At 44.6% G+C, this 8922-nt stretch carries 10 protein-coding genes; 7 read left to right on the plus strand and 3 right to left on the minus strand.

Annotation, left to right across the window (positions count from 1 at the left end):
• Positions 1-95: 95 nt before the first annotated feature.
• The 5 genes from OEV42_15985 to OEV42_16005 all read left to right on the plus strand — a co-directional run bounded on the left by OEV42_15985 (position 96) and on the right by OEV42_16005 (position 4154).
• Entirely contained in the window at positions 96-986 is an 891-nt protein-coding gene (locus tag OEV42_15985; protein MDH3975773.1) for an NAD(P)-dependent oxidoreductase, read from the plus strand.
• Positions 987-1175: 189 nt separating this feature from the next.
• Positions 1176-1835, plus strand: a complete 660-nt coding sequence (locus tag OEV42_15990) for a response regulator (GenBank protein ID MDH3975774.1) — start codon at positions 1176-1178, stop codon at positions 1833-1835.
• Complete coding sequence (locus tag OEV42_15995; protein MDH3975775.1) at positions 1835-3211, plus strand: ATP-binding protein; 1377 nt, start codon at positions 1835-1837, stop codon at positions 3209-3211. The genes OEV42_15990 and OEV42_15995 overlap by 1 nt, the downstream gene beginning before the upstream one ends.
• 174 nt (positions 3212-3385) lie before the next feature.
• Positions 3386-3772: a helix-turn-helix domain-containing protein gene (locus tag OEV42_16000; protein MDH3975776.1), complete on the plus strand. Its 387-nt coding sequence runs from the start codon at positions 3386-3388 to the stop codon at positions 3770-3772.
• 157 nt (positions 3773-3929) lie between these two features.
• Positions 3930-4154, plus strand: coding sequence for a hypothetical protein (locus OEV42_16005; protein MDH3975777.1), 225 nt, complete (start codon positions 3930-3932; stop codon positions 4152-4154).
• Between the two features lie 205 nt (positions 4155-4359).
• Here the strand turns inward: OEV42_16005 and OEV42_16010 are convergent, their stop codons facing one another.
• From OEV42_16010 to nifU, 3 genes are all read right to left on the minus strand, one after another.
• Positions 4360-5676: a PhoH family protein gene (locus OEV42_16010; GenBank protein MDH3975778.1), complete on the minus strand. Its 1317-nt coding sequence runs from the start codon at positions 5674-5676 to the stop codon at positions 4360-4362.
• Between the two features lie 14 nt (positions 5677-5690).
• Positions 5691-6872 carry a cysteine desulfurase NifS gene (gene nifS, locus OEV42_16015; protein MDH3975779.1) on the minus strand — a complete coding sequence of 394 codons (1182 nt, stop codon included), beginning with the start codon at positions 6870-6872 and terminating at the stop codon, positions 5691-5693.
• An 83-nt stretch (positions 6873-6955) separates the two neighbouring features.
• Positions 6956-7813, minus strand: coding sequence for a Fe-S cluster assembly protein NifU (gene nifU / locus OEV42_16020; protein MDH3975780.1), 858 nt, complete (start codon positions 7811-7813; stop codon positions 6956-6958).
• Positions 7814-8027: 214 nt separating this feature from the next.
• Here nifU and OEV42_16025 point away from each other — a divergent pair, with 214 nt between their 5' ends.
• Complete coding sequence (locus tag OEV42_16025; protein ID MDH3975781.1) at positions 8028-8546, plus strand: NUDIX hydrolase; 519 nt, start codon at positions 8028-8030, stop codon at positions 8544-8546.
• 202 nt (positions 8547-8748) lie between these two features.
• The coding region (locus OEV42_16030; GenBank protein ID MDH3975782.1) for an AAA family ATPase at positions 8749-8922 on the plus strand (174 nt) is incomplete at its 3' end.

Consider the following 8922-nt stretch of genomic DNA (forward strand, 5'->3'; position numbering starts at 1 on the left):
TTCTCATGACTTACGATGGGGTGGTTGATTAAAGAGCCATGGATCTATGAGAAGCTTGAAAATTAAACCATTTTGTTATATTTATTAACTTTGTATTGTGCAAATTTTTTAAAAAGGAGATTCAATCTATGAATGTTGGATTTATCGGCCTTGGTACGCTGGGCAGAACAATAGCAAAAAGGCTTATTTCAGAAGGGGTGGAACTTAATCTCTGGAACCGTACGAGAAAAAAGGCTCATGGTCTTGGAATGAAAGTTGCCGATTCGCCGGCAGCGCTTGTTTCTTCTGTAGATACCCTTTTTCTAAACCTCTTTGACAGTGAAGCGGTAAAGGATGTTATGACAGGGGAAGAGGGGCTTCTAAAAGGTGATTGCAAGGGAAAGATCATTATCGATACGACAACAAATCATTTTGAACCGGTAAAGGATTTTCACATCAATATTAAGAAAGCAGGCGGCGGCTATATCGAAGCGCCTGTGCTGGGCAGTGTCGTTCCTGCCTCTCAGGGGAAGCTCACCGTCCTGGTAAGCGGTGAGAGGGAGTCTTACGGTAAAGTCCTCCCCCTCCTTGAAAGGATAGGGAGAAATATTTTTTTCCTCGAAAAGCCGGCTCTTGCCACAAAGATGAAACTCATTAATAATCTCACCCTGGGCTCTTTTATGGCAACTATTGCAGAGGCCCTCTCTTTTGGAGAGGCGGCAGGCATAGAAAAGGAGAATATTCTTGATATTCTGGCAGCAGGTGGTGGAAATTCCCTTGTTCTTAATGCCAAAAGGGAAAAATTGCTGAAAGAGGATTTTTCGACCCATTTTTCGACTGACTGTATCTACAAAGACCTCCATTGCTTGCAGGACCTGGCGAATACGCTTAAAAAACCCCTCTTCTCAGCAACTGTTGTAAAGGAACTCTATGGCCTTGCAAGGTCCAGGGGAATGGGGAAAGAGGATTTCTCCGCCTTGTACAAGGTGCTTAAAGAGCAGCTTTAAGCAAGGAATGGCCTTTTATTAATGCGCTCTGTCCTGATGCCGTGATTATTTAATGGGGATGAGGTGGAGCCATCGTTTTTAAGAAGTTTGTTGCCTTATAAGGTGTATATGGTCTAAATTAATACAGGCAGTCAATGATAGCTGCTGAGCAGAATAAGTTCAAAAGCCTGTTCTACAGGAGGTTAAGCAATGCGATTATTGCTTGTTGAAGATGATCCTCTTATCGGGGATGCTGTTAAAACAGCGCTTACCCAGGATGGCTATGCTGTTGACTGGGTAACCGATGGTGAAGATGCCATAGCTGCGCTTGCTCTTAATGAGCATGAACTGCTTATTCTCGACCTCGGCCTTCCACTGCAGTCCGGGATTGATGTGCTTAAAAGCATGCGGCGTCGGGGTAATGAAATTCCCGTTATTATTCTTACTGCCCGTGATACTGTTCAGGACAGGATCAAGGGGCTCGATAGCGGCGCCGATGATTATATGATCAAGCCTTTTGATCTGAATGAATTGTCAGCGCGTATCAGAGCCCTTGGCCGGCGAAAAGGTGGCCAGGCATCACCTCTTATTATCCACGGACCGGTTACTCTCGATCCTGCTTCCCATCGTGTTACCTGTTACGGGAAGAATATCGATATTTCTCATCGTGAATTTTCCCTTCTATCGGTGCTCATGAATAACAAAGATAAGGTTGTATCGAAAGAACAACTGGAAGAAAGCCTGTACAGCTGGAATGAGGAAATCGAAAGCAATACCATTGAAGTTTATATCCATCATTTGAGAAAAAAGCTGGGGCCCGATTTTATTCGTACTGTTCGAGGTGTCGGCTACATACTTACTAAAGAATAATGAATTCATCTATCAGAAATCGCCTGCTAATCATCTTGCTCTCTGCTGTAACTGTTGCATGGCTTCTTTCAGCGATTACGAGCTACTTTGAATTTAGTTATGAAGTGCAGCAACTCTTTGATGCTCAACTGGAACAGGCGGCCAAAGTCATTCTATCTGTCAGTAAGCATGAGGTAAAAGAACATTCAGAAAACAGTAATGCTTTTATCCCCAAAGTAGGGGATATTGAAATCGATAAAAAGGAATTTTTAGGTCATCCCTTTAAAAACAAGATAGCTTACCAGGTATGGTATTTACCCGACAAATTGATTACACGATCAGCCAGTGCTCCGGAAAATATTTTATCGAAAGAGAAAAGAGGGTTTAGCAACAGGCTTATTGATGAAAATTTATGGAGAGTTTTTTCCCTTTATGATAAAGACAGGACAATCCTGGTTCAGGTTGGTGAACGTCATGATCTTAGGGAGCAAGTGACAAACATCGTCGCTTTTGAAATGATGGTCCCCCTTTTTATTTTGCTGCCTACATTGACGGTACTTATATGGTACGGCATTGCGAGGGCTATGCGTCCCATGGACAGGCTGGCCGAACAGGTATCTTCGCGTAATCCTGAACACCTCGATCCCATCCTTTCAATGGATATTCCCCGGGAGGCTGCTCCTCTGGTCAATTCCATGAATAACCTTTTTGAACGCCTTTCCAGGGCCTTTGAAAATGAAAGACAATTTACATCAAGCGCAGCCCATGAGTTAAGGACTCCCCTTGCCGGTTTAAAAGCGCAGGCACAGCTTGCTTTCAATACTAAAGATGAGAGTGTCGGTAAAAAAGCATTGGCCCGATTGATTCAGGGTGTAGACCAATCTTCTCATCTTGTTACCCAGATGCTTACGCTGGCGCGCCTCGATCCTGAGACGGACCGACTGGAAAAAGAAGCTTTTTTATTGTCGAAACTCTTCTCGCAGGCGCTGGAAATATTTGCCCCCATGGCGCTGAAAAAGGAGATAGATTTTAGGCTTGTCAAAAATGAAGCTGCCACCATTCAAGGTGATAAAGACTCCCTTGCCATATTGATCCGTAATTTGCTGGACAACGCTATTCGCTATTCGCCTTATGGAGGAAAAGTGAATATCAGTCTCGGCAAAGAGAAGGAATATGCCCTTTTGAGGTTTAATGACAGCGGCCCCGGTATACCGGTATCGGCTTATGAAAAAGTATTTGAAAGGTTTTATCGCCACCTTGGCTCAAATGAACCCGGCAGTGGTCTCGGGTTGTCTATTGTGGGCAGAATCGTTAAGCTCCATAATGGAAAAATTGAGTTGAAAAAGTCAGACCTCGGCGGTCTGGAGGTTATTGTTCAAATTCCGGTCATTGCTTAAAATTCCCATTTTCTCTCCATGTCTTTTTAAGGACATAACATTTTTACCCAAAAATAAATATTTCTCCTTAAGGTTCTCTTAAGGTTCTCTTGTTACAATAAGCACATTATGAGGGTTTATTTTATAAGGGTGTGAAGGCTTATAACCATGAAATCAAATTAAGAGAGGGACACTATGGAAAGCTTTGGTACAAAAATCAGGAAAATCAGAAAAGAAAAAAGACTTACCCTGGAAAAACTGAGCAATATGTGCGGTGTTGACAGAACATATATATCAAAAATTGAATCGGGGAAAATTAAAAATCCCTATGTGCCGACACTGGAAAAAATTGCCAATGGATTACTTGTCGATGTTGAAGTTCTATATCCATTTAATAATTTTGCAAGGTATGCTTCTTTGAGAGATGAACTCCAGAGCGCCGGTCATAAAGTCCCTTTTGATGGGGATATGATTTCTGTTTTAGAGTCTCTCCGCGGACTTAGTGAAAAAAATAAAGAGTCCTATGATCGGGTCATGAAGGTCATCCAGGATTTATTGTCCTGTTTTAAATCAGCTGCATAGTTATTTTTTATATAAAAAATGGGATATCTTCTTTTTCTCTTTTAAAAAAAGTGTAGAGTCGTAAAAAATATTTGACTCAATGGAGTACTGCTAGTACTATGTCCCTTGTCATGTGACACTCTTGTTCTTAATGAGACAAAAATTAAGGAGGAAGCAAATGAGTCGGGAGACTTATGAAGAGATGGGACAAAACGTAAGGATTATTGAATTGATGATAAAGGGCTTTGCATCGGGTGGATTTGCTGTGCTGGCCTGGATTATGTTCTCCATGCATGTTTTGCATATGCATATTAACTTACCGACGGCTTTTATGTTTGAAGGAATCGGCATGACCATCGGTATCGTTGTCGGAGGGATTCTGGGTTCTTTAAAAATTATGTAAGTTTTTCTTTATGTGCAAGGTAAAAAGGCAAGCTCTGAAGCTTGCCTTTTTTTATGTGCGACGGGCAGAGCGTAAACTGCCGGGGCGCAAGTTCTCTATAGGCCTGGTTAGGGGAATGGTTATCTCAGTAGTCAGGTTTTAACGCGAGAGGGCGTTTGCAGGGAGTGGCTCCCTTTCATAGCCGATTTCTTAATCTTTATGCTTGTTAAAGCAGGTTTGCCGCCACTTCGGCCAGTTTTGAACGTTCACCTTTGGTAAGCGTTACATGGCCTGCAATCTTTTCCCCCTTGAAGCGCTCAACAACGTAGCTGAGTCCGTTGCTCGATGAGTCGATGTAGGGATTGTCGATCTGGTAAGGATCGCCTGTAATGACTATTTTTGTGTTATCGCCTGCTCTTGTAATGATCGTTTTTATTTCATGAGGCGTGAGATTTTGGGCCTCATCAATGATGAGGTACTGGTTGGGAATGCTTCTTCCCCTGATGTAGGTTAGCGGTTCTATCTCCAGCACACCCTGGTCCATCAGTTCCTTGTATCTGTGCTTCCCTTCACGCTTGACTTTCTGCTTGCCCGTCGACGCAAAGATAAGCTCCAGGTTATCAAAAATGGGTTGCATCCAGGGAATAAGCTTTTCTTCTATATCGCCGGGGAGGTAGCCGATATCCTTACCGAGGGGGAATATGGGCCTCGATACGAGAAGTCTCGTATAAATGCCTTCATCAATCGTTTTTTGAAGCCCTGCTGCCAGAGCAAGAAGGGTTTTACCTGTCCCTGCCTTGCCTGCCAGCGAGAGAAGCTTGATGGAATCATCAAGGAGAAGGTCAAGGGCAACTCGCTGTTCTGCGTTCCTGGGATATAGAGACCAGACGGGATCAAGGGTAAGGTTGAGTGGAACGACGGCGTTGTTCTCATATTTTCCGAGAGCTGAGTGCTTTTCATCGGCCTTGTCCACAAGAATGAAACCTTCATGAGGGTATCTGCCTGTGGGATCAACTTTAAGACTTCCCTTTTCATAAAAATTGTCTATTTGATCTTTTGAAACATTAAGCCGGGTAATGCCTTCATAGAGTTCAGTAATTTCTACCCTGTCCGTTTCATAATCACGGGCGGTTATCCCTATGGCATCGGCCTTGATCCGCAGGTTTGTATCTTTTGTTACAAGAACAACGGGTTCTTCATCGAGTTCCTTAAGCTCCATGGCGACGGAAAGTATCTGGTTGTCAGCCTTGTCGAAAATGAGTTCCGGCGGGAGATGATTCGTTCTGTCCGAAGGGATGAAAACCCTGATAGTTCCCCCTGTTTGCAAAGCTATCCCTTTATAAAGCGGACCTTTTGAACGGAGATTATCAAGTATTCTCGATACCTGCCTTGCATTTCTGCCTATTTCGTTTAAATCTTTCTTAAATCGGTCCAGCTCTTCAATAGCCACGATAGGGATAATAACATCGTTATCGTCAAAGGCGAAGAGTGAGCCCGCATCGTGAAGCAAAACATTGGTATCGAGGACGTAGTATTTTTTCAATGAATTAGCTGCCTTTACTTGTATTCGGGCTCAAACTCCATTTTAGGATTGCCCTTGTTCCAGAAGGGTGATATGGAACGGAGTTTTTCGATAATGGGCGGCAGGTTTTCAACAACGTAGTCAACCTCTTCCATGGTATTGTAGCGGCTTAAAGAAAACCTGATTGAGCCGTGGGCCGCTGTAAAGGGCACACCCATCGCTCTAAGCACGTGTGAAGGTTCAAGTGAACCTGATGTGCAGGCAGAGCCTGATGAAGCGGCAATGTTGAGGTCATTCATGAGAAGAAGGATTCCCTCGCCTTCGATGAATTCAAAACTGATATTTGTTGTGTTGGGAAGCCTGTTTTCCACGTCACCGTTGATGATTGATCTTGGCACGCTTTTAAGAATTCCCTTCTCAAGCCTGTCTCTCATGGCTTTGACCCTGCTATTTTCATCATCGAGGTGAACCCTTGCCAACTCAGCCGCTTTACCCATGGCAATGATGGAGGCAACGTTTTCCGTACCGGCACGCCTGTTTCTTTCCTGGTGGCCGCCTCTCATGAAAGGACGGAATTTGGTGCCTCTTCTTACGTAGAGAGAGCCGATTCCTTTGGGCGCATGGAGCTTATGCCCTGAAAGGGAGATCATGTTAATGCAGCTTTCCTGCATGTTGAGTGGAATTTTGCCTGCTGCCTGAACGGCATCGGTATGGAAAAGAACGCCCCGGTCTACAGCTATCCTTGCCATTTCTTCAACAGGGAAAATGGTTCCTGTTTCATTATTGGCCGTCATAATAGTAACGAGGGCCGTATCATCTTTAAGGAAATGAGCATACTCGTCCATATCAATCCTGCCGTGCTTGTCAACTTTCAGCTGAACGACGGCTATACCCTGCTTTTCAAGGTAGGGCGCCAGTGAAAGGATGGCCGGATGCTCAACCCTTGTGGTAATTATTTCTTTTCTGTCGGGATAGGCCTGAAGGGCTGAAAAAATAGCCGTACTGTTACTTTCCGTGCCGCAGCTTGTAAAAATGATTTCCGTATCATGCTCGGCGCCGATAAGGGATTGAACTCTCGATCTTGCTTCACTGATCTTTTTACCGACCTGGCCACCGAAGGTATGCATACTTGAGGGATTACCATAGAGCTCTGTCAGGTAAAGCTTCATCTCCTCAAAGACTTCAGGCGCCACACGGGTGGTGGCGTTATTATCCATATAAACGACTTCTCTATCCAAGGGGTCCTCCTTAGTTGATATTCTTGTGAAATTAGATCTGCCCGGTAAAGGCGGAAGTCTGACTAGTCTGTCTGAAGTTTAACGACTATGTCAGGGTAGACCATTTCTCTCAGCTTTTCTTCGATCCCGTCTACCGTGTAGTAGGCGCTCACGCAGGAAGAACAGGCCCCTCTCAGCGCTACCAGAACCTCGTTACCGCTGATATCTATAAGTTCTATATCACCGCCATCCTGGGCAAGCATAGGTCTTATTTCTTTATCGATGGTTTCCGTAATAAGGGCTATCTTCTGGAGATTGGTCATGGCCGGTTTCTTTGCAGCTGTCTCTTCCTTGACATGGACTTCCTGGCCTTTGAGCTTCCAGACATTTTCAATGATGTCTTCAATGGCGGGGTGACATGTTTCGCAGCCGCCGCCTGCTTTGGTATAGTTGGTTACCTCTTCTACCGTCTTGAGGTCATTTTCCATGACTGTTTTTTCGATGAGCTTTTCATGGATACCGAAACACTGGCAGATGAGCGGGCCTTCTTCTTCCTCGATAATCTTGAGGTCAATGCCGCGATAGTCTGCAATGGCTGCTTCCAGCGCTTCTCTGCCCATGACGGAGCAGTGCATCTTTTCCTTGGGAAGTCCGCCAAGAAAGTCTGCAATGTCCTGGTTGGTGATCTTTTCCGCCTCTTCAACGGTTTTACCGATAACCATCTCAGTCAGGGCGGAAGATGAAGCGATGGCGCTGCCGCAGCCGAATGTCTGAAACTTGGCGTCGATGATTTTTTCGTTATCATCAACTTTGAGCATCAACTTAAGCGCATCGCCGCAGGTAATCGATCCTACATCACCGACGGCATTGGCGTCTTCAATAACACCTACGTTTTTAGGGTGCAAAAAATATTCTTTAACCTTGTCTGTGTAATCCCACATTAGTGTTCCTCCAAAAATTGTATCGCGTTATTTTAATCATTGAACCTGCAAAAAGCAAGTTTTGTTCTATTTTAGATTCACTTCCAGGGAAAAGGTTTTAAAAAAAGCCCTTCGACGAAAGAGAATTTCAGGATAAAATCGATTAAAAGGTCCGGGGGCCGGAGATAAACGATTTTATTGAGAATAGGGAATAAAACTGCTATTATCGCCCTTTATGGATAAAATTGTTAAACTGTACAGGGGAAGAGTCATTGACCTGAACCTGGAAAAAGTTCCCCTCCCCGATGGAAGAGAGGTGGACCTGGAAATTATCAGGCATCCCGGGGGAGCCTGTGCGCTTCCTCTTCATGATAACGGAGATGTAACACTTGTCAGGCAGTTCAGGCATGCCGTGGGAGGATTGGTCTGGGAGGTGCCGGCAGGGCGTATTGATGACGGTGAAGATCCTCAGCTGGCAGCAGAAAGAGAACTGAAAGAGGAAACGGGGATTGCCGCGGGCAGGCTTGAAAAACTGGGAGAGTTTATTCCTACACCCGGTTTCTGTTCGGAAATCGTGCATCTTTACCTTGCCCGTGATCTGAAGGATTGCGAACAGGCGCTTGAAGATGACGAATACCTGGAAGTGGTGAGACTCCCCTTTGATGAAGCCATGAAGATGGTAGAAAGCGGTGAGATTACTGACGGGAAAACGTCGGTTTCCCTTTTTCTTGCGGCAGGCAGGATCAAATGTTAATTAGTATCCATCGGTCAACTATGGTGGATCAAATTTTGTTTTCAATTTGGAAAGGAGGGATTTTTTGCAAGGTCAAGGAAATCAAGGGTTTCGCCGAGTCGTACTGCTGTACGTCGCACAAGCAAATCTGAAGATTGACGCAGAGATTGCGAAAAAGCACCCTTTCCGGATGAAAACTAATTAATTTATCGTTTATATAAAAATGCTTACACAACTGCGTATCAAAAACTTTGCTATTATTGATGAACTGGAGCTCTCCTTTCCCGGTGGTATGATCGTTCTTACGGGAGAAACAGGCGCCGGAAAATCGATCATTATTCAGGCTGTTAATCTCATCCTTGGCGACAGGGCTGCGTCCAACCTTATCAGGAGCGGT

It is taken from the genome of Deltaproteobacteria bacterium (assembly GCA_029860075.1).
Taxonomy (GTDB): domain Bacteria; phylum Desulfobacterota; class JADFVX01; order JADFVX01; family JADFVX01; genus JAOUBX01.

What these genes read in the sequence shown, in the direction of transcription:
- OEV42_15990 (MDH3975774.1), top strand. Translation starts at nt 1,176, where the DNA reads ATGCGATTATTGCTTGTTGAAGATGATCCTCTTATCGGGGATGCTGTT.
- OEV42_15995 (MDH3975775.1), top strand. Translation starts at nt 1,835, where the DNA reads ATGAATTCATCTATCAGAAATCGCCTGCTAATCATCTTGCTCTCTGCT.
- OEV42_16000 (MDH3975776.1), top strand. Translation starts at nt 3,386, where the DNA reads ATGGAAAGCTTTGGTACAAAAATCAGGAAAATCAGAAAAGAAAAAAGA.
- OEV42_16005 (MDH3975777.1), top strand. Translation starts at nt 3,930, where the DNA reads ATGAGTCGGGAGACTTATGAAGAGATGGGACAAAACGTAAGGATTATT.
- nifS (MDH3975779.1), bottom strand. Translation starts at nt 6,872, where the DNA reads ATGGATAATAACGCCACCACCCGTGTGGCGCCTGAAGTCTTTGAGGAG.
- nifU (MDH3975780.1), bottom strand. Translation starts at nt 7,813, where the DNA reads ATGTGGGATTACACAGACAAGGTTAAAGAATATTTTTTGCACCCTAAA.
- OEV42_16025 (MDH3975781.1), top strand. Translation starts at nt 8,028, where the DNA reads ATGGATAAAATTGTTAAACTGTACAGGGGAAGAGTCATTGACCTGAAC.